Consider the following 18,859-nt stretch of genomic DNA (forward strand, 5'->3'; position numbering starts at 1 on the left):
TGCCGCCGCGCGGCTGCCCCGCTTGCCGCCGGAAAGGCCCGGCCGGCGCCCACCCGTGACAACCGGCCGCGACCTACCCGAAAGTGCAGGTTGGGGATTGACGACTCGGGGTAACCACCGGCACAAACGTTCGGGTGATGTGACCTTATCGTGACCGGACCGCCAGCGCGGCCGGACGATCAGGGTCTCCGACGGACAGATCGATTGCTGGTGGCGGAGTGCGCGATGGCGGCTGCGGCTGGGGTGGCGTGTGCGCGTGAGATGAAGCGGCCCAAAAAGCGGCAGCTCCTGCGGCTTTCCCTGCTCGGCGGCCTGCTGGCGACGCTGGCGGCCTGCGCCGGCACAACGCCGATGGTGGAGGGGCAGCGGAGCACCGCACAGCGCCCGACCTGGGATCAGGTGTCGCCCGACTTCCGCCACCTTGCCGGCTGGATCGACGACGACCATGCCCAGGCGGTCCCGGCGGTACAGCGCACCTGCGGCTGGGTGAAGAACCAGCCGCCGGGCAAAGCTTTGGGATCGCTGCGCGCCGCCGGCACAACCGACGACTGGCGCGCCATCTGCGCCGCCGCCCGCGACCTGCCCGCCGGCGACAGCGAGGCGGCCCGCCGCTTCTTCGAAACCTTCTTCACCCCGCGCGACGTCAGCAACGGCGAGAACGGCCTGTTCACCGGTTACTACGAGATCGAGCTGCACGGCAGCTGGACGCGGACCGAACGCTACAACGTCCCGCTCTACCGCATGCCGGCGCGCGGCAAGCGCGGCCTGCCGACCCGCGCCCGGATCGAGGCCGGCGCGCTGAAGGGCAAGGGGCTGGAGCTGATGTGGGTGGACGACCCGGTCGACGCCTTCTTCCTGGAAATCCAGGGCTCCGGCCGGGCGATCATGGCCGACGGGTCGGTGGTCGGCATCCATTATGCCGGCCAGAACGGTCACAGCTATTACCCGATCGGCCGCCATATTATCGACCGCGGCGAGGCCACGCCGGAACAGATGTCGCTGCAACTGATCCGCCGCTGGCTGAAGGACCATCCGGCCGAGGCCCAGCGGGTGATGAACCTCAACCCCTCCTATGTCTTCTTCAGGGTCAAGCCCGAGGTCGGCGCCCGCGGCGCCCGCAACATGGAACTGACCCCCGGCCGCAGCCTCGCCGTGGATGCAGAGCATATCCCGCTGGGCGTACCGCTCTGGCTGGAAGTGCGCGACGCCCCGGTACCGGGCGGCGCCATCAACCGGCTGGTGGTCGCACAGGACACCGGCGGCGCCATCAAGGGACCGGTGCGCGGCGACCTGTTCTGGGGCCACGGTCCGCAGGCGGAGGAAGGGGCCGGCGTGATGAAGGCGCGCGGCCGCTACACCATGCTGACCCCGCGCAGCCTGTCGGTCCAGACCGCACAGCGGAAGTGATGACGGAGGGCGACGGGATCCGGCTGGAACGCCTGACCGCCCTACCCGACCGCGGGGCGGCGCTGGCCGCGCTGGAGGAGATCTTCTTCGCCTCCACCACCCGGACGGAATTCGCGTCGGACGCCGACCGCGCCGCCTTCCTGGACACCTGGACCGGCTGGTTCGTGGCGGAGGCGCCGCGGGACATCTGGATGGCGGTGACGGACGACGGGCAGGTGGTCGGCTATCTCACCGGATGCAAGGACAGTGCGGCATCGGTCGAACTGGCGCGACGCATTCCGAAATACGAGGTCTTCGCCGACCATTTTGCAGCATATCCCGCCCATTTCCATGTGAATGTCCGGCCGGGATGGCGGGAGCATGGGCTGGGCCGACGGCTGGTCGACCGCTTTGCCGAGGATTGCCGGGCCGACGGCCTGCCCGGCGTGCATCTGGTCACCGCCGTCTTCGCCCGCAATGTCGAGTTCTACCAGCGCGCCGGCTTCACAGATGCCTGTCAGCGCGGTCCCCTGCTGTTCCTGGGACGGCGCCTGAACGCCTGACTTCTGGGGCATGGCTGTGCTAGGCAGGGGTATCCCCTTGTCGGAAAGCCCGTTGCCATGACCCGCCCGTCCCTGCTGATCGAAAGCCCGCAGAACCCGCAGTTCAAGCTTTGGGAATCGGCGCTGGAAAGCCGCGGGCTGAAGAAGAACGGCAAATTCCTGCTGGCCGGGCTGAAGACCGTGCCGGAAGCGTTGCGCCAGCATCCCGAGCGGTTCGAGCGGCTGCTGTTCACCGATCCGGCGCAGATCGCGGGCTGGCGCCTGCCGCCGGGAGTGGAGCCGGTACAATTGGCCCCCGCCCTGTTCCGGACGCTGGACGTGTCGGGCACCGGCTTTCCGCTGCTGGTCGGCGCGGTGCCGAAGATGCCGGCCATCGACCTGTCGCAGCAGCCGCAGGGGCTGGAACTGCTGTGCGCGCTGGGCGATCCGAGCAATCTCGGCGCCTTGCTGCGCAGCGCCGCCGCCTTCGGCGTGTCGCGGATCGTGCTGCTGGAGGGCGCGGCGCATCCCTTCCACCCGAAATGCCTGCGCGCGGCCTCGAACGCGCAGTTCGCGCTGACCCTGCTGCGCGGGCCGCGCTGGGCGGCGGTGAATGAGGCGGCCGGGCCGCTCTATGCATTGGACGGCGGCGGCGAGGATCTGACTCGCTTCGACTGGCCGGCCGACATGCGGCTGATCCTGGGCGAGGAAGGCCAGGGCGTACCCGCCGACTGCCCGGCGACGCGGCTGTCGGTGCCGACGACCGGCGCGGTGGAGTCGCTGAACGCCACAGTGGCGGTCAGCGTGGCGCTGTTCGCGCGGTATGGGGTGGTTAGGGGGTAGGCTTCGAATGCCCCCACCTATCCTCCCCCGCTTCGCGGGAGAGGGTTGGGGAGGGGGTTTAACTCCGCAAGAATTTAACCCCCTACCCCATCACCGACGCCAGCACCTGCACCACCTGATCCGACCCATAGGGCTTCTTCAGCACCGGGACGTCCGCGAACCGCTCCGGCACCGCAGCACTCTCGCCATAGCCGGTGGCAAAGACGAAGGGGACCCCCAGTTCCCGCAACCGCTCGGCGACCGCGAGCGAGGTCTCGTTGCCCAGGTTGATGTCCAGCACGCCGACCACCGGCGGGTCCTCGTCGATCAGGCGCAGGGCGTGGCGGACGCCGGCGGCGGTGTTGACCCGGCTGGCGTTGAAGCTCAGCAGCACGTCCTCCGTCGCCATGGCGATGATCATGTTGTCCTCCAGCAGCAGCACCGGACCACCGATGGAGAAATCGGCCGCAGGCACCGGCAGGCTGCGCCGGCCGCTGTCCGGCAGGCTGGCGGCGACAGTGACATATTGGGCCGGGATCATGAAACGCGCCTGCAGGCCGGACAGGGCATAGGTCACCTCCGCCTCGCCCTGCAGATCGTGGGGGACGGAGCGCTCGATCACCGTGGTGCCGAAGCCGGTGCGCGACGGCGCCCGCACCGGCGGGCCGCCATTCTCCTGCCAGTCGATCAGCAGACGGCCGCCTTCGTCGATCGACCAGTCGGCCTCGACCCAGCCGCCGCTGTCGCTGAGCGCGCCGTACTTGGCCGAATTGGTGGTCAGCTCATGCACCACCAGCGCGAAGACGGAGAAGGCCTGCGGCGCCAGCAGCACCTCCGGCCCGGTCAGCCGCACCCGCTCGCTCTTGGCCGAAAGATAGGCGCCGATCTCCGCCGCGATCAGGGCGCGCAGGGATGCCGGCCCCCAATTGTCGGCGGTGATCTGGTCATGGGCGCGGGCCAGCGCCTCGATGCGGCCGGCGACGATGGCGGCGAACTGCTGCACCGTCTCCGCCCCGGTCTCGCTCTGCCGCACCAGGGCACGGACGAGGCTGAGGATGTTGCGGACGCGATGATTCAGTTCGGCGATCAGCAACTCCTGCCGCTCGGTCGCCTCCTTGCGGGTGCGGCCGGCGACGTCGGCCAGCCGCAGCACCACCTCCAGCAGGGTCACCCGCAGGGATTCGGCGTTGCGCTCGTCCAGCTCGCTCCAGGGCTTGGACCGGCCGCGCACGGTTTCCTTCCAGGCCTCGAAGCTCTTGCGCGGGGTCAAGCGCGGTCCGTTGGGGCCGTACTGCGCCGGCTTGGTCGGGTCGCCGCCCCAAGTGACGGTGCGGATCATCTCCTTGCGGAAGAAGACCAGATAGTCGCGCGGCATGCGCGACACCGGGATCGCCAGCAGCCCGCAAGCCCGTTCGGTGAAGTCGCGGGCCGGCGGATGGACGGCCCCCAACTCGTCGGTCACATAGACCTTGCTGGGCGGCGTCCGGTGCAGGAAGCGCATGACGCCCAGCGTCTCCTCCCGCGTCGGCGTCTCGCCCTCCATGTGCAGCTGGCCGTCGGTGCAGCAGGCGAAGCCGTCGCACTCGATCAGGGTCCGCAGTTCCGCCGCGAAGGTGACGAGGCTGTCCAGCGGCGATTCGCTGTCGGCCAGCATCGACATGATGCGGACATGGGCGCGGCGGGCCTGCGCCTCCTGCTGGCTTTCCTGTTCGCGCTCCCGCCCTTCCAGCAGCAGCGAAACCATCTGGCCGAACAGCTCGGCGGTGGTGCGCCGTTCGAAGGAGAGCGAGCGGGCGTGACGGTGATGGCAGGCGAACAGGCCCCACAGTTTGCCGTGCCGCAGGATCGACACCGACAGCGAGGCGTTCACGCCCATGTTGCGCAGATATTCGACATGGATCAGCGAGACGCTGCGCAGCAGGCTGAGCGACAGGTCCAGCGGCTGCCCCAAGGGATCGAGCATCGGCACCACCGGCACCGGCGGCGCGTTCACATCGGCGATGCAGCGCAACCAGTTGCGCTCGTACAGGCGCCGGGCCTGCTGCGGGATGTCGGATGCCGGATAGCGCTGGCCGAGGAAGCTGCCGATGCCGTGCACCGCCGATTCCGCGATCACTTCCCCCGACCCGTCGGGACCGAAGCGGTAAACCATGACCCGGTCGAAGCCGGTCAGCGCCCGCATCTGGCGCGCCGCCTCGCGGCAGAAGCCGTCGAAGCCGCGGGTGTTCTGGACCCGTGCGATCATCGAACGCAGCAGCGATCCCGAATCCTGCGGCCCCTCCCCCTCGCTCGGTTCCGCCTCGATCACGATGGTGGAGCCGGACAGGTGGACGGCAACGTCGCAGACAGGGGTGATGTCAGACAGGTGGATGCCGAAGGCCCGCTCGACGCTGCCGTTGATATGAGCGACCTGCAGCCGGCCACGGATGGTGTGCAGCGCCTCGCCCTTGATGACCCGCGACAGCGGATGCCCCAACAGGTCGTCGGGCTCCACCCCCAGCCAACGGCCGATGTTGGCGGAGACATGCAGGATGATCCAATCGGCCGTTACGGCGATCAGGAAACCTGTGGGCTGAATAAAACCCAGCTGGTGGATGGGCTCCCGGTCACAATCGGTGAGGTCGACAGACCCCGAAGGAACCGGGCCGCTCATCGAGCAAAGACTTCAGACAAACGCGACCTCAAGCGGAAGCTGGACCGGCGGCGTTTGTCACGCACAGCCAAGGGATATCATCAACAATTTAGGCAGGATGAGGGAATGCCGCAACGCTCCAAAATGGCTATTCCTATGCTCTTACTAGGGCGCATTAACTTAACATAGGATAAGTTACGTAACGGCCGGCGTGCTTTTGTTGCTCTACTCGATGCAGATTCCGACCGCAGCTTTAGATTTTTTTAACCACGCCCACAAACGCGGATCGAGGCTCCAGCCCTGATGCCGGAGCCTCGACATGCAAAAAGGTTAACGGTGATTGCGCGTCAGCCGCGGCCGGCGATCAGGCTGTCGGCCGCTGCGCGAGCTTCGGCGGTGACGGTGGCGCCGGACAGCATGCGGGCGATCTCCTCGCGCCGCTCGTCTCCGTCCAATTCGGCGACGCCGGTGGTGACCTGCTCGCCCTTCTGCGACTTCTGCACCTTCAGGTGAACGGCGCCGCGCGCCGCGACCTGGGGGCTGTGGGTAACGACCAGCACCTGCAGGCCGTGGCCCAGCGTTTCCAGCCGCTCGCCCACCGCCGCGGCGACGGCGCCGCCGATGCCGGTGTCCACCTCGTCGAACACCAGCGTGCCGACGGTGGATGTCTGTGCCAGCACCACCTTCAACGCCAGCATGAAGCGCGCCAGTTCGCCGCCCGACGCGATCTTGTTCAAGGCACCCGGCGGGGAGCCGGGGTTGGTGGCGACCTGGAAGGCGACGCGGTCGATGCCGGACGCGTTCCATTCGGACTCGTCGAGCGGCTCGACCAGCGTCCGGAACTTCGCCTTCTCCATCTTCAACGGCGCCAGTTCGCCGGCGACCGCCACGTCCAGACGGCCGGCGGCCTCGCGGCGGGCGGCGCTCAGCGCCTCCGCGGCCTTGTGGAAGGCAGCGCGGGCCTGTTCGGCCTCCTTCGCCAGCTTGGCCAACAGATCGCCCTGATCCTCGATCAGCAGCAGCCGGCCGGCCATCTCCTCGCGCAGGGGGGCCAGCGCATCGACATCGACGCCATGCTTGCGGGCGGCGGCGCGGAGCGCGAACAGCCGCTCCTCCAGCTTCTCCAGCGCCCGCGGGTCCATGTCGACACCGCTGGAGGCGGCCTGCAGCGCAGCAATCGCCTCCCCCGCCTCGGTCGCGGCGCGGTCGAGCGCGGCGATGACCGGGTCCAGCGTGCCGCCGGCCTTGTCGGCGATGCGGCTCAGGGTACGAATGGCAGAGGACAGGGCGCGCTCGACGCCACGGTCGCCCGACAGTTCCGCATAGGCGGCGTTCATGCCGTCGACCAGCTTTTCCCGGTGCATCAGCACCGCGCGGGTCTCCGACAGTTCCTCCTCTTCGCCGGCCTTGGGGGCGAGCGCATCCAGCTCGGCCACGGCGTGGCGGAGATATTCCTCTTCCGAGCGGGCGCGGGCGATGTCGGCGGCGGCGGAATGGCGGGCATCCTCGACCTGTCTCCAGGCGCGGTGCGCGGCGGCGACCTGCGCCGCCTGCGCCGACAGTCCGGCATAGGCGTCGAGCACGCCGCGGTGGGTCTGCGGGTTCAGCAGGCCGTGGGTGTCGAATTGCCCATGTACTTCGACCAGTTCGGCGCCCAGCGTCTTCAGCAGGCCGACGCCGACCGGCTGGTCGTTCACCCAGGCGCGGCTGCGGCCGTCGGTGTTGACGGTGCGGCGGATCACCAGCGTGCCATAGCCGGAGGCGGAGTCGCCGGAATCGGCGTCCAGCCCCTGTTCCTTCAGGATGGCGAAGGCCGGGTGGTCGCCCGACAGCTCGAACTCCGCGGTGACGGCGGCCTGATCGGCGCCATGGCGCACCAGGCCGGAATCCGCGCGCGCGCCAAGGGCCAGCCCCAGCGCGTCGAGCAGGATGGACTTGCCGGCACCGGTCTCGCCGGTCAGGGCGCACAGGCCCTTGCGGAAGGACAGGCTCAGACGCTCGATCAGGACGACGTCCCGGATCGTCAGCGACACGAGCATGGAGCGTCCTAGAACAGGGAGTTCCAGGCTCGATTGAGCCACGACTTCTCGTTTCGCTCGGGACGCAGATTGGCGTCCACCAGCAGTGCGTAGCTGTCCGTGTACCATTCGCTGCCGGGGAAGTTGTGGCCGAGCACGGCCGCGGCGGCCTTCGCCTCGTCGGTCACGCCCAGCGCCAGATAGCACTCCACCAGGCGGTGCAGCGCCTCAGGCACATGGGACGTGGTCTGGTAGTTTTCAACGACGGTGCGGAACCGGTTGATCGCGGCGGTATACTGATGCTGACGCAGGTAGAAGCGCCCGACCTCCATCTCCTTGCCGGCAAGGTGATCGTTGGTCAGGTCGATCTTCAACTTCGCGTCGCGGGCGTATTTGCTGTCGGGGAAGCGGCGGACCACTTCCTGCAGGGCGTCGAGCGCCTGACGCGTCATCTTCTGATCGCGGCGCACGTCGGTGATCTGCTCGTAATAGCACAACGCCCGCATGTAATAGGCGTAGTCGACATCCGGGCTGCCCGGATGAAGCTGGATGAAGCGGTCGAGCGCCAGGATGGCGTCGTCGTACTTCAGATCCTGATAGTGGGCGTAGGCGGCGAGAAGCTGCGCCTTGCTGGCCGAATCCGCATAGGGATGCTGGCGCTCCACCTCGTCATAGAGCTTCGCGGCCTTCTTGTACGCCTCTTCGCGCATCGCCGCGTCGGCTTCCGACAGAAGCTGGTCGGCCGGGCGTTCGACATACGCATCCTCCTTGGTGGAGGAGCAGGCGGACAGGGCGGCGGACAGGAGGATGGCCGTCAGCGGCAGGCGGTACGGGCGAGGAAGCATCGTCGTCTTGGGCGCTTTCGAAGTTGCCCCTGTATAGCACGCCGGGGTGAGGGCGCCGCAAGCGGTAACGCGGGGGCGGGCGATATGCCCCTCCCCGCCCCTGGCGGAAAATGGATGGAAAGCGCCTTAGCCGAACAGCGCGTCGATGTCGGCCTGGCTGATGTTGCCGCTCTCGGGCGTCGCTTCGGCCGGGCCGTGCAGGTCCAGGTCCTCGTCCTTCTTGGTGACGGACGGCGGCAGCGGCATCGCTTCGAACTCGCGCTTGTTCCACAGGCCCATCATCGCGTCGACGCGCTCTTCGATGAAGGACATGGCGCGGACGACCTTGGTGATGCGCTGGCCGGTCAAGTCCTGGAAGTTGCAGGCCTCGTAGATGCGGACGATGACGTCGACCATGTCGTTGACGCGGTCGTTGTGATAGCCCTCCGGCAGGGACGACTTCAGTTCCGACACCACCTCTTCCAGCTCTTCCGCGCAGGCCATGATGGTGTTGGTCGCGGCCTCCGTCGCGGCGACGACGGCGCTCAGTTCCTGGCTGGCCTGCTGGAACTTGTCGTCGCCGGCCAGCGGGTGGCGGATGGCCGCCATTTCCACCTTGGTCGCCTTGATGCGGCCGGAGATGTCGGCGATCTCCACCTGGATCTGGTCGATCTGCGCCGCGTCCATGGTCAGGAAGCGGTCCAGCTTTGCGCCGAGATCGCCGATGGCGCGCAGCACCTCGGTGTTGTCGGCCTGGACGACCTGGGCCGGCACCGGAAGGGCCGCGGCCGCCGCGCCGTCCTCGATCAGGGACTGGAAGGGATGCCCGGATTTGCGGGCTTTCTGAAGCTCGGCCATGAAGGGCTTGGTCATCTGCTTCATCCTCGGTCCCGCCTCTCGGAAACGGCCGCCAGTGGCCTGTGTGTGGTGGATGTCTGGTCGCGTGCGTCGGTTCTGCGTTTGGATCGGCTGACCGCACGCCATCCAGCCATCGGCGGGCGGAGGCGGTCAATCGGGAGAGAGCCTGAATGCCGGTGTCGGGATGCCCTTATCGGAATGCCGGTGTCGGATCCGGACCGCCCCCTAACCGAACAGAGCGTCGATGGCCGCCTGATCCAGCGGCACCGGCGGCTCTGCCGCAGCGGGCGGCGGAGGCGGGGCGGCAGGCTTGGGAGCGGCCTTGGCCTTCGGTGCGGCGCCCGGCGGCTTCGGAACCGGCTTTTTCGCCGGAGCGGGTGCGGGCGTGTCGAACATGCTGTCGATGTCCGACTGGCTCGCCACCGCCGGAGCGGCGGCGGGAGCGGGCGAATCGAACAGGCTGTCGATGTCGGCCTGACTCGCCTGGACCGGAGCCGCAGTGGGAGCCGGAGTGGGAGCCGGAGCGGGAGCCGGACTGTCGAACATGCTGTCGATGTCGGCCTGGCTCGACTGGACCGGAGCGGGCGGTGGAGGCGGCGGCGGCGGGGCCGCGACCGGGGCCGGGCTGTCGAACATGCTGTCGACGTCGGCCTGGCTGACGCCGTGGCCGTCCAGCTGCGGACCGTTCAGCAGATGGGCGTCGGGACGGCTGTCCGTCTGCTCTTCCTTGACGATGATGCCGGCCAGCCCATCCTCGCCCCAGATGCTGATCATCGCCATGACGCGCTGCTCGATATAGCGGAGCGCGTTGACGACCTTGCTGGTGCGCTGGCCGGTCAGGTCCTGGAAGGAACAGGCGGTGAAGATGTCGTTCACCTGGGTGTCGATCTCGCCGCACATCGCGGGATCGGCGCCGCTGGCCCTGAGCTTGCCCGAAAGATCCATCAGCCGCTCCGCGGCGTTCAGGATCTCGAAGGACGCGCGTTCGGTCGAGATGACGATGGCGTCCAGCTCGTTGGTGGCGGACAGGATCTTGTCGCCCGACCCGTCGGGTGGCCGCAGCGCCGCCACTTCCCGCCGCGCCTGCTCGATCGAGGCGGCCATTTCCATCAGCTCGCGGCGCAGGACGCCGACATGCTTGCCGGCCTCCACCGCCTCGTTCTGGCGGTTCCAGGAGTCGCGGAACTCCTGGAGCATGGCGCGCACCTCCTCCGTCGCGGCCCCGAGGGACCGCCGGTGGAGCCGCCGCAGGAACGCCCTGCCCTTCGCCGATCGGGCGATGGCGTCCTCGATCTGCTCGAACTCCTCATCGGACAGCTGCGGAAGCTGCTCCAAACCGGTCCACTCCCCAAACTGGATTCGCCGGCCGCCCTATGGACCGGGCACCGAACGGCAGGTGCCGCCGTCCGCCCGGACCAAACAGTCAGTCGCGATCACGAAAACCGAGGATCAGCCGCCGATGACGGCCTGGATCTTCTGCTTCAGCGTGTCGGCGTTGAAGGGCTTGACGATGTAGTTGTTCACGCCGGCCTGCTTGGCGGCGATCACGTTCTCGGTCTTGCTCTCGGCGGTGACCATGATGAAGGGCGTCGCCGCCAGCTTCGCGTCCGCGCGGATTTCCTTCAGCAACTGCAGACCGGTCATCGGCTCCATGTTCCAGTCGGAGATGATGAGGCCGAACTTGCTCTCACGCAGCTTCGCCAGCGCCGACACGCCGTCGCCGGCCTCGTCGATGTCGGTGTAGCCGATCTGGGTCAACAGGTTCCGCACGATGCGCCGCATGGTGGCGTAATCATCGACGACGAGGATCTTCATCTAGACGTCTCCGCAATAATCCGTTGCCGGTGTCTGACCGGCCGTTACGCCCACCCGGCGCGGGGGCTGCGCCGTAATCCGGGAAGTGATGCCGACTGTAGTGCCCTAACTGCCGCCAAAAGTCATCCCCTTGGGTCACACTGCAGCAGGCTGGTAAAGAACGTGTTACCACGGACGTCAACATCTTGCGGAATCAGGGGCGCCCCCAGCACCCGGCCATGATTTGATACAGCCGTCCGCCCCCATCACAGGGGAGCGGTGGCCTGCTCCAGCCAGCGGCGGGCCGCTTCGTCCAGCAGCGGCGACAGCGACTCGCGCACCCGCGCATGATAGGCGTCGATCCAGGCGGCCTCCGCATCGGTCAGCAGCGCCCGCTCGATCACCGACCGGTCGATCGGCACCAGGGTCAGCGGCTCGAACTCCAACATCGGGCGTTCGGCGCCGGCCAGTTCACCCTCCGGGTCCACCGGCTGCACGACGATCAGGTTCTCGATGCGGATGCCATAGGCGCCGGTCTTGTAATAGCCGGGCTCGTTGGACAGGATCATGCCCGGCTGCAATGCCACGGTGTTGCCGACCTTCGACACCCGCTGCGGCCCCTCATGCACCGACAGGAAGCTGCCGACGCCGTGGCCGGTGCCATGGTCATAGTCCAGCCCGGCCTGCCACAGCGGCAGCCGCGCCAGCGCATCCAATTGCGAGCCGGTGGTGCCCTGCGGGAAGCGGGCGGTGGACAGGGCGATGTGGCCCTTCAGCACGCGGGTGAAGCGGTCGCGCATTTCCGCTGCGGTTGCCGGGCTCAGTTCGCCGACCGCGAGCGTGCGGGTCACGTCGGTGGTGCCGTCCAGATACTGGGCGCCGCTGTCCAGCAGGAACAGGCTGCCCGGCTCCAGCCGGCGGTCGGTCTCCGGCGTGACACGATAATGGACGATGGCGCCGTTGGGCCCGGCCCCGGCGATGGTGTCGAAGCTGACACCGCGGAACCGCTCATTCTCTCGGCGGCAGGCCAGCAGGCGCTCCACCACCGCCAGTTCGGTGAGGTTGCCCTTCGGCGCCTCTTCGGAGAACCAGTGCAGGAAGCGGACGAGCGCGGCACCGTCACGGACATGGGCGGCGCGGGTGCCGGCCAACTCCGCCACATTCTTGCAGGCCTTGGGCAGGGCGCACGGATCGCCGTCGCGCTCCACCCTCGCACCGGCCAGATGCAGACGGTCGACGATCCAGGCGGAGGTGCAGGACGGGTCAGCCAGCACGCGGGCGGAACCACGGGCGACGGCGTCGAGCGCCGGGCCGAATTCCTCCACCGGCCGCACCCGCACCTGATTGCCGAGATGGGCAGGGGTCTGCGGCGCCAGCTTGCGCGGGTCGAGGAACAGCTCCACCGACGCATCGGCAGACAGGATGGCGAAGGACAGCGGCAGCGGCGTACAGGGCACGTCGGCGCCGCGGATGTTCAACAGCCAGGCGATGCTGTCCGGCTGGGTCAGCACGGCGGCGGCGATGCCCTTCTGCCCCAGCTCGTCGGCGATGCGGGCTCGCTTATCGGCGGAGCTTTCGCCGGCGAAGGCATTGTCCTGCGGCACCACGGGTGTCAGCGGGGCCGGCGGCTGGCCCTGCCATACCGAATCGAGCGGGTTGTCCTCGCACGCCACCAGCAGGATGCCGGCGCGTTCCAGAGCGGCGCGGGTCTTCTCCACCCAGCCGATGGTGTGCAGCCAGGGATCGAAGCCGAAGCGGCCGCCCTCTGGCAAGGCGGCGGCGATCCAGTCGGTCAGCGGGTCCTCGACCAGATGCTTGTACTCGTACAGGTCGGCCGGCACCTCGCTGCGGACCTGCAGGGTATAGCGGCCGTCGACGAAGATCGCGGCGCGGTCGGACGTCACCACGGCGTTGCCGGCCGATCCGGTGAAGCCGGTCAGCCAGCCGAGCCGCTGGGCGCGCGGCGGCACATATTCGCCCTGATGCTCGTCACCGCGCGGGATGATGAAGCCGTCGAGGTCGCGGCGCTTCAACGCGGCGCGCAAATCGGTCAGACGCTCGGCCGCGCCGGGCTTTTTCGCCGGTGCCTCGGCCGTCAGCAGCGCTTTCAGCGCCTGTAGCTGTTCGGTCAGGGCCGGCGGGAGGTTCTCGCCGACCAGCACCGTCCAGGCGGCGGGATCCTCCCCCTCCGGCGCCGCCAGCACGCCGGCGAGCAGCGCGCGAACATCGGCGGGAGACCGGCCGGTCCCGGCCTCGGTCAACAGGGTCACAAGGGCGTCGTCGCCACGATAGGCAGCGGAGGGAATCGCGCTGGGCACGGAACCTGTTCCTCGGAAGAGTGAATCCTGTGGACACAGGCTAGGCACCCCGCAGGCGCTGCGCAAGCGGCGGGGCGGCGGCTATGCCGGTTGGGGTGGGGGTGTCGGCTGACGGCGCCCCCACCTAGCCTCCCCCGCTGGGTGGGGGTCAAACTTACGGGGCTAAGGCCCCCTCAGGCCGGCAAACCCGCATCGTCCGGCAGCCCCAGCCGTGCCAGCACGCGCTTGCGGGCCTCGCCGCGCTCGACGTCGGAGATGTGCAGCAACCCGCCGATCCGCCGCAGCAGGCTCGACTCCAGGTCGTTCAGCACGCCGTCGGCGTAGGCGACCTCCCACAGCATCTCGATGATCCAGATTCGCTGGCCGGGCGGGCAGCGGTCCATGATGATGCTGACATAGCGGTGGTAGGGCGACACGTCCTCGGTGTCGAAGACGGCGGCGGACAGCAGGTCCTGCGCCTCTTCCTCGTTCAGATTGAAGTGGCGTCGGGCGACCGACATGATGCGGTCGCGCTCGGATTCGGAGATGGTGTCGTCGGTGCGCGCGGCCTCGACCATCAGGGCGGCGGCGGCGGCCTGCAGGGCGTCCTCGCCCGGCTCGACGCCGTCGTCGCCTGCGAACAAGGACCGGATGCGGTTCAGCATGGTGGCTCCCCAGAAACGTGTCGGAACATCGTCACTAGGGGAAGTCGCGTCGCCGCCCTTTGGTTTCAACGCTTCACCACAAGAGTGGTCCATTCCCCGACCGGGATGCGCGCCACCAGCCGCAGGCCCTGGTTCCGGTGGGCCTGGATGACGTGGCGTTCCTGCCGGTTCAGCAGGCCGGCCAGCACGGCATAGCCGCCCTTCTTCAGGTGGCGGCGCAGTTGCGGCGCCATGCGCGACAGCGGCCGGGCCAGGATGTTGGCGGTGATGAGCGTGTAGGGCTTGTGCCGCCCGACGATCGGGGTGTGGTAGCCGTCGCCGCCCTGGGCGCGGATCATGCGCTTCTGCCCGTTCAGCGCCGCGTTGATGAGGGTGACGCGCACGGCCTCCGGGTCGATGTCGACGGCGGTGACCGGCACGCGCCAGCGCTTGGCCACCGCCAGCGCCAGGATGCCGGAGCCGCAGCCCATGTCGAGCGCCCCGCGCCGGCCGCCGCGCGGCAGCTTCAGATGGCGCGACAGCCGGTCAAGCGCCTGCAGACAGCCGTTGGTCGAGCCATGCTCCCCCGTGCCGAAGGCGGTGGCGGCGTCGACCAGCAGCGGGATGCTGCCGGCCGGCACGATGCCCTCATGGTGGGAGCCGTGGACGAAGAAGCGCCCGGCGCGAATCGGCGGGAAGCCCTGGTAGCTGTGCGACACCCAGTCGATCGGCGGCAGGTTCTCGACCGCCAGCCTCGGCTCCTCGATCCCCAGCGCCTTGGCCAGCACGGCGACGCGGGATTGCAGCCGCGCCTCGTCCGGGGCGCCGTACAGCGTCGCCTCCACCAGCCAGTTGCCGCCCTCCTCCAGTTCGAAGGTCGACACCGCATCGGCATGGTCCCCCACCGCCTCGGCAAAGGCGGGCGCATGGGCTTCGGGAACGACCAGCGCGATGCGCCAGAGCGGGGTTTGCGACATGACAGGGGCTTTCCGACAACGACGCGAGAACAACAAGCGGCGTTTTTAGCATCAAGCCGGAAAGAGACCAAGGTTTCAGGTTATCGGGAGAATCCTTAATCGTCCGGCTGCCCGCTACCGTCCCGACAGCCGGTCGGCGATATCATGCATGCCCTGGGCGCGCAGGACCGACTGGCGGTGGCGCAGCAGCCGGCGGTCCAGCGCCTTCTCCACCGCCGCCCCGCCGAGCAGCGCTCCGTCCGCCCCCTTCAGCCGGTCGGCAAGGTCATGGGCCAGCATCCCGTCCGCCTTGGCGTCGCGGCGGTCGAGCGGCTGTTCGCCGGCGATGCTCTGGCGCAGGCGTTCCAGCAGAACGGCCCGGCTCTGCGGCGCACGGCCCTGCAGGGCGAGGCGGCAGACCCGGCGCAGCGAACCGGCCATCGGCGCCAGCGCCGGATCGGGATCGCGGTCGAACAGCCCGTCGGCCAGCGCGCAAAGCCCGGCATGCAGGCTGGGCTGGGCCCCCAGCAACTCCTTCACCGTGTCGGCGGATCCCATGATGTCGGCGACCACCCCATCCAGCAGGGCGAGATGGCGCGGTTCGGCATCCTCGCCCATCATCGCCAGCAGCAGGTCCAGCTTTCCCGCCAGCGGCCCGCCGGCCTCCAGATGCTGGCACAGCAGGATCAGGAACAGCGCGTCATGGCCGGCTGGCCCCACCGCCTCCTCGATGCGGTCGCTGGTGCCGGACAGGTCGTCGGGGTCGAAGCGCGGCAGCCGGCGCCGTTCGGCCAGCGCGTCGCGGGCGGCGCCGACGACCGCCTCCACCAGCTGGCGCAGTTCGCGGGCGCGGACGGCGTGGGAAACGCCGTGGATGTCGGCATGATGGCGGGCGGCGGCGTGGATGGCGGCGCCAAGCAGCGCCCCCTGCTCCTCGAACCGGCGGAACAGCGGCCAGGAATGCAGCAGCTCGGTCGGGGTGATGCGCTGGGCGTCCAGGTAGGGGCGCAGCAACCGGCCGATCACCACCCGGCTCTCGAAGCCGCGCAGATCGTCGGGCGTGCGGCAGAGCGGTGCCCCCTCCGCCGTGCCGCCCAGGGTCATTCCCTTGCGCGGGGCCTGCGGAGCGGTCTTGTGCAGGATCACGGTTTCCAGCGACAGGCCGGCGATGGTGCGGAACTTCACCACCTTCGCCTCTTCCACCCCGGAGGCGGCCAGTTGCGAGCGGGCGGCCGACAGCGCCGACTCCTGATCGGTGTAGGCCCCCTCGATGCGCCAGCGGCCTTCGCGGCGGCTCTGCACCTCGTAACTGACGCTGCCCGTTCCGAACACGGCGGATAGCCTCCGGCTCTGTTGCACCGCTGCAATCTTGAGCCGCACCGGCCGCCGCGGCTGTGACGGCCGTCACAGTGCGACGATCCGTCAGCCCGCCTTCTCGGCGGGCATGCCTCGATTCAGCCCGCCTTCTCGGCGGGCACGACGAAGCTGTCCATCACCTTCTTGCTGCCGGAATGGTCGAAGTCGATCTCCAGCTTGTCCTCCGACACGGCGACGACGGTGCCGTAGCCGAATTTCTGGTGGAAGACCCGCGCCCCCTTGGCGAAGGGCGCATCGGGCCGCGCCCGCGGCGCCACCGCATAGGCGCCCTGGTCCAACGTGATGGTCTTCGGCGCCGGCGCCTGCCGGGTCGAGCCGCGGAACTGGAATCCACCGGCCCCTGCGCCTCCGCCATACCCCCCTGCCCCGCCGCCGAAGCCGCCGCCGAAACTCCCACGGCCGCCGCTGCCGGCGAACAGGCCGTTGGCGGCCTCGGCCTCCACATTGTCCTGCGGGATTTCCTCGACGAAGCGGGACGGCACGGCGCTGACCCAGTTGCCGTAGAGCCGGCGGTTGGCGGCATGGCTGACATAGGCGCGGCGGCGCGCCCGGGTCAGGCCGACATAGGCCAGCCGCCGCTCCTCCTCCAGCCCGGCGATGCCGGTCTCGTCCAGCGCACGCTGGTTGGGGAACACGCCCTCCTCCCAGCCCGGCAGGAAGACATGGTCGAACTCCAGCCCCTTGGCGCCATGCAGGGTCATCACCGTCACCTGCTCGATCCCGGCGGCCTCGGCATTCTCCATCACCAGCGCTACATGTTCCAGGAAGCCCGGCAGATTCTCGAACTCCGCCATGGCGGTGACGAGTTCCTTGAGGTTCTCCAGCCGGCCGGGCGCCTCGGGCGTCTTGTCCTCCTGCCACATGCGGGTGTAGCCGGATTCGTCCAGGATGGTTCGGGCAAGCTCGGTGTGCGGAACCGTCGACATCAGCGTCCGCCAGCGGAAGAAGTCCTGCAGCAGCCCGCGCAGGGTGGCGCGCAGCTTCGGCTTCAGCTCGTCCGTCTCGGTCAGCGCCCAACCGGCCTCGGTCAGCGACAATCCCTGCGCCCGCGCCGCGGTGTAGAGGGTCTGCATCGCCGCCGGACCGACACCGCGCTTGGGCAGGTTGACGATGCGTTCGAACGCCAGATCGTCGTCGCCGGAATTGACCACGCGGAAATAGGCCAGCGCATCGCGGATTTCCTGCCGCTCGTAGAAGCGCGGCCCGCCCAGAACCTTGTAGGGCAGACCGAGCGTGATGAAGCGCTCTTCGAACTCGCGGGTCTGAAAGCCGGCGCGGACCAGCACGGCGATCTGCGACAGAGGCGTGCCCTTGCGCTGGAGCGTCTCGATCTCCTCGCCGACCCAGCGCGCCTCCTCCTCGCCGTCCCACACCGCCTTGACCTTGACCGGCTCGCCGCCGTCGGCCTCGGTCCACAGCGTCTTGCCGAGGCGGCCCTGGTTGTTGGCGATCAGGCCGGAGGCTGCCGCCAGGATATGGCCGGTGGAGCGGTAGTTCTGCTCCAGCTTGATGATGGTGGCGCCGGGGAAATCCGTTTCAAATCTAAGAATATTCCCAATCTCAGCCCCACGCCAAGCGTAGATCGACTGATCTTCGTCACCAACACAACAAATGTTCTTGTGAGCTTGAGAAAGTATTCTCAGCCACAGATACTGTGCGACGTTCGTATCTTGATACTCGTCCACCAGAACATACTTGAACTTGCGGTGATATTCCGCCAGCACGTCCGGATTGTTCTGGAAGATCGTGATGTTGTGCAGCAACAGGTCGCCGAAGTCGCAGGCGTTCAGGGTGCGCAGGCGTTCCTGGTAGGCGCGGTAGATCGCCACCACCCGACCGCCGGCCACGTCGCCGCCGTCGGCGTCGCCGAGACGGTCGGGGGTCAGGCCGCGATCCTTCCAGCGTTCGATGGCGCCCAGCACCTGACGGGGCGGCCATTTCTTGGAATCGATGTTCGCGGCTTCCAGCAACTGCTTGATCAGGCGGACCTGATCGTCGGTGTCGAGGATGGTGAAATTCGACTTCAGCCCGACCAGTTCGGCATGGCGGCGCAGGATGCGGGCGGCCAGTGCGTGGAAGGTTCCGAGCCACCAGCCCTCCGGCTCGATCCCCACCAGATGGGCGACACGCTCGCGCATTTCGCGGGCGGCCTTGTTGGTGAAGGTCACCGCCAGGATCTGGAAGGCGGCGGCGCGGCGCGTCATCAGAAGATGGGCCAGCCGGGTGGTCAGCACCCGCGTCTTGCCGGTGCCGGCACCCGCCAGCACCAGGACCGGTCCGTCCAGAGCCTCCACCGCCGCCCGCTGGGTCGGGTTCAGCCCGTCCAGATAGGCGAAGCGCTGCGCGGCAGCGGGAACGGCTGCGGCAGGAGCGGCGTGGCTCAGCGGATCATCATCAAAAGCGTCTGACATGGCGTCCCGGTCCGGGGATGAACGAAAATCTGCTCAAGCATGCGAATGCTGTCTTGCGGTTGGAACGTATACAGCACAGAGCCGGCCGGCACGACCCCCCGTGAGAAGCGCCTCATCCCTTCGGGAACCGCGCTCCTCGGCACCCGCGCTTATGCCGAACGGCAAGCTCCTGAGATGTAGGACTCCAACCAACGGGCGATGACATAGTCCTGATCTTCCGGATCCATCGCCTATGATAGTCCATCGCCGCTGTAGTTCAGTGTCCCGACGAGGTCACAGGTATCAGGTTAACGATTTC

14 protein-coding genes are annotated in these 18,859 nt (G+C 68.4%); 3 read left to right on the top strand and 11 right to left on the bottom strand.

The genetic code is table 11. The features are described 5' to 3' along the window. Positions 1-261: 261 nt before the first annotated feature. Genes mltA through B9N97_RS21825 form a run of 3 tightly spaced genes read left to right on the top strand, consistent with a single transcriptional unit; the run spans position 262 to position 2,771 of the window. Positions 262-1,407: a murein transglycosylase A gene (gene mltA, locus B9N97_RS21815; RefSeq protein WP_244560834.1), complete on the top strand. Its 1,146-nt coding sequence runs from the start codon at positions 262-264 to the stop codon at positions 1,405-1,407. Next, positions 1,407-1,949, top strand: coding sequence for a GNAT family N-acetyltransferase (locus B9N97_RS21820; protein ID WP_085089819.1), 543 nt, complete (start codon positions 1,407-1,409; stop codon positions 1,947-1,949). Before mltA ends, B9N97_RS21820 begins: the two co-directional genes overlap by 1 nt. Before the next feature lie 57 nt (positions 1,950-2,006). Further along, the gene (locus B9N97_RS21825; RefSeq protein ID WP_085089820.1) at positions 2,007-2,771 is read left to right on the top strand and encodes a TrmH family RNA methyltransferase; all 765 of its coding nucleotides are present in this window, start codon (positions 2,007-2,009) and stop codon (positions 2,769-2,771) included. An 82-nt stretch (positions 2,772-2,853) separates the two neighbouring features. Here the strand turns inward: B9N97_RS21825 and B9N97_RS21830 are convergent, their stop codons facing one another. The 11 genes from B9N97_RS21830 to B9N97_RS21880 all read right to left on the bottom strand — a co-directional run bounded on the left by B9N97_RS21830 (position 2,854) and on the right by B9N97_RS21880 (position 18,561). Further along, positions 2,854-5,403, bottom strand: a complete 2,550-nt coding sequence (locus tag B9N97_RS21830) for an HWE histidine kinase domain-containing protein (RefSeq protein ID WP_085089821.1) — start codon at positions 5,401-5,403, stop codon at positions 2,854-2,856. Positions 5,404-5,729: 326 nt separating this feature from the next. Then, positions 5,730-7,421, bottom strand: a complete 1,692-nt coding sequence (recN, locus tag B9N97_RS21835) for a DNA repair protein RecN (protein WP_085089822.1) — start codon at positions 7,419-7,421, stop codon at positions 5,730-5,732. An 8-nt stretch (positions 7,422-7,429) separates the two neighbouring features. After that, a complete protein-coding gene (locus B9N97_RS21840; RefSeq protein WP_085089823.1) occupies positions 7,430-8,245 on the bottom strand; it encodes an outer membrane protein assembly factor BamD in 816 nt (271 codons plus the stop codon). A gap of 126 nt (positions 8,246-8,371) precedes the next feature. Continuing rightward, positions 8,372-9,097, bottom strand: a complete 726-nt coding sequence (locus tag B9N97_RS21845) for a protein phosphatase CheZ (RefSeq protein ID WP_244560835.1) — start codon at positions 9,095-9,097, stop codon at positions 8,372-8,374. A 210-nt stretch (positions 9,098-9,307) separates the two neighbouring features. Then, positions 9,308-10,417 (bottom strand): protein phosphatase CheZ, encoded by a 1,110-nt coding sequence (locus tag B9N97_RS36800; protein WP_085089825.1) that lies wholly within the window; start codon positions 10,415-10,417, stop codon positions 9,308-9,310. A gap of 114 nt (positions 10,418-10,531) precedes the next feature. Continuing rightward, the gene (locus B9N97_RS21855; protein WP_012974572.1) at positions 10,532-10,897 is read right to left on the bottom strand and encodes a chemotaxis response regulator CheY; all 366 of its coding nucleotides are present in this window, start codon (positions 10,895-10,897) and stop codon (positions 10,532-10,534) included. A gap of 245 nt (positions 10,898-11,142) precedes the next feature. Further along, complete coding sequence (locus B9N97_RS21860) at positions 11,143-13,194, bottom strand: aminopeptidase P family protein (RefSeq protein ID WP_085089826.1); 2,052 nt, start codon at positions 13,192-13,194, stop codon at positions 11,143-11,145. 173 nt (positions 13,195-13,367) lie between these two features. Beyond that, positions 13,368-13,838 (bottom strand): tellurite resistance TerB family protein, encoded by a 471-nt coding sequence (locus tag B9N97_RS21865; protein ID WP_085089827.1) that lies wholly within the window; start codon positions 13,836-13,838, stop codon positions 13,368-13,370. Positions 13,839-13,903: 65 nt separating this feature from the next. Then, positions 13,904-14,794 (bottom strand): 50S ribosomal protein L11 methyltransferase, encoded by an 891-nt coding sequence (locus B9N97_RS21870; RefSeq protein WP_085089828.1) that lies wholly within the window; start codon positions 14,792-14,794, stop codon positions 13,904-13,906. Between the two features lie 114 nt (positions 14,795-14,908). Further along, complete coding sequence (locus B9N97_RS21875) at positions 14,909-16,105, bottom strand: hypothetical protein (protein ID WP_085089829.1); 1,197 nt, start codon at positions 16,103-16,105, stop codon at positions 14,909-14,911. A gap of 122 nt (positions 16,106-16,227) precedes the next feature. After that, a complete protein-coding gene (locus B9N97_RS21880) occupies positions 16,228-18,561 on the bottom strand; it encodes an ATP-dependent helicase (RefSeq protein ID WP_085089830.1) in 2,334 nt (777 codons plus the stop codon). Positions 18,562-18,859 lie beyond the last annotated feature (298 nt).

This window comes from Azospirillum oryzae (assembly GCF_900177515.1).
GTDB classification, from domain to species: Bacteria; Pseudomonadota; Alphaproteobacteria; order Azospirillales; family Azospirillaceae; genus Azospirillum; species Azospirillum oryzae_A.

Coding starts and splice junctions, on each gene's coding strand:
- mltA (WP_244560834.1), top strand. CDS start 262: ATGAAGCGGCCCAAAAAGCGGCAGCTCCTGCGGCTTTCCCTGCTCGGC.
- B9N97_RS21840 (WP_085089823.1), bottom strand. CDS start 8,245: ATGCTTCCTCGCCCGTACCGCCTGCCGCTGACGGCCATCCTCCTGTCC.
- B9N97_RS21830 (WP_085089821.1), bottom strand. CDS start 5,403: ATGAGCGGCCCGGTTCCTTCGGGGTCTGTCGACCTCACCGATTGTGAC.
- B9N97_RS21845 (WP_244560835.1), bottom strand. CDS start 9,097: ATGACCAAGCCCTTCATGGCCGAGCTTCAGAAAGCCCGCAAATCCGGG.
- B9N97_RS21855 (WP_012974572.1), bottom strand. CDS start 10,897: ATGAAGATCCTCGTCGTCGATGATTACGCCACCATGCGGCGCATCGTG.
- B9N97_RS21865 (WP_085089827.1), bottom strand. CDS start 13,838: ATGCTGAACCGCATCCGGTCCTTGTTCGCAGGCGACGACGGCGTCGAG.
- B9N97_RS21825 (WP_085089820.1), top strand. CDS start 2,007: ATGACCCGCCCGTCCCTGCTGATCGAAAGCCCGCAGAACCCGCAGTTC.
- recN (WP_085089822.1), bottom strand. CDS start 7,421: ATGCTCGTGTCGCTGACGATCCGGGACGTCGTCCTGATCGAGCGTCTG.
- B9N97_RS21820 (WP_085089819.1), top strand. CDS start 1,407: ATGACGGAGGGCGACGGGATCCGGCTGGAACGCCTGACCGCCCTACCC.
- B9N97_RS21870 (WP_085089828.1), bottom strand. CDS start 14,794: ATGTCGCAAACCCCGCTCTGGCGCATCGCGCTGGTCGTTCCCGAAGCC.
- B9N97_RS21880 (WP_085089830.1), bottom strand. CDS start 18,561: ATGTCAGACGCTTTTGATGATGATCCGCTGAGCCACGCCGCTCCTGCC.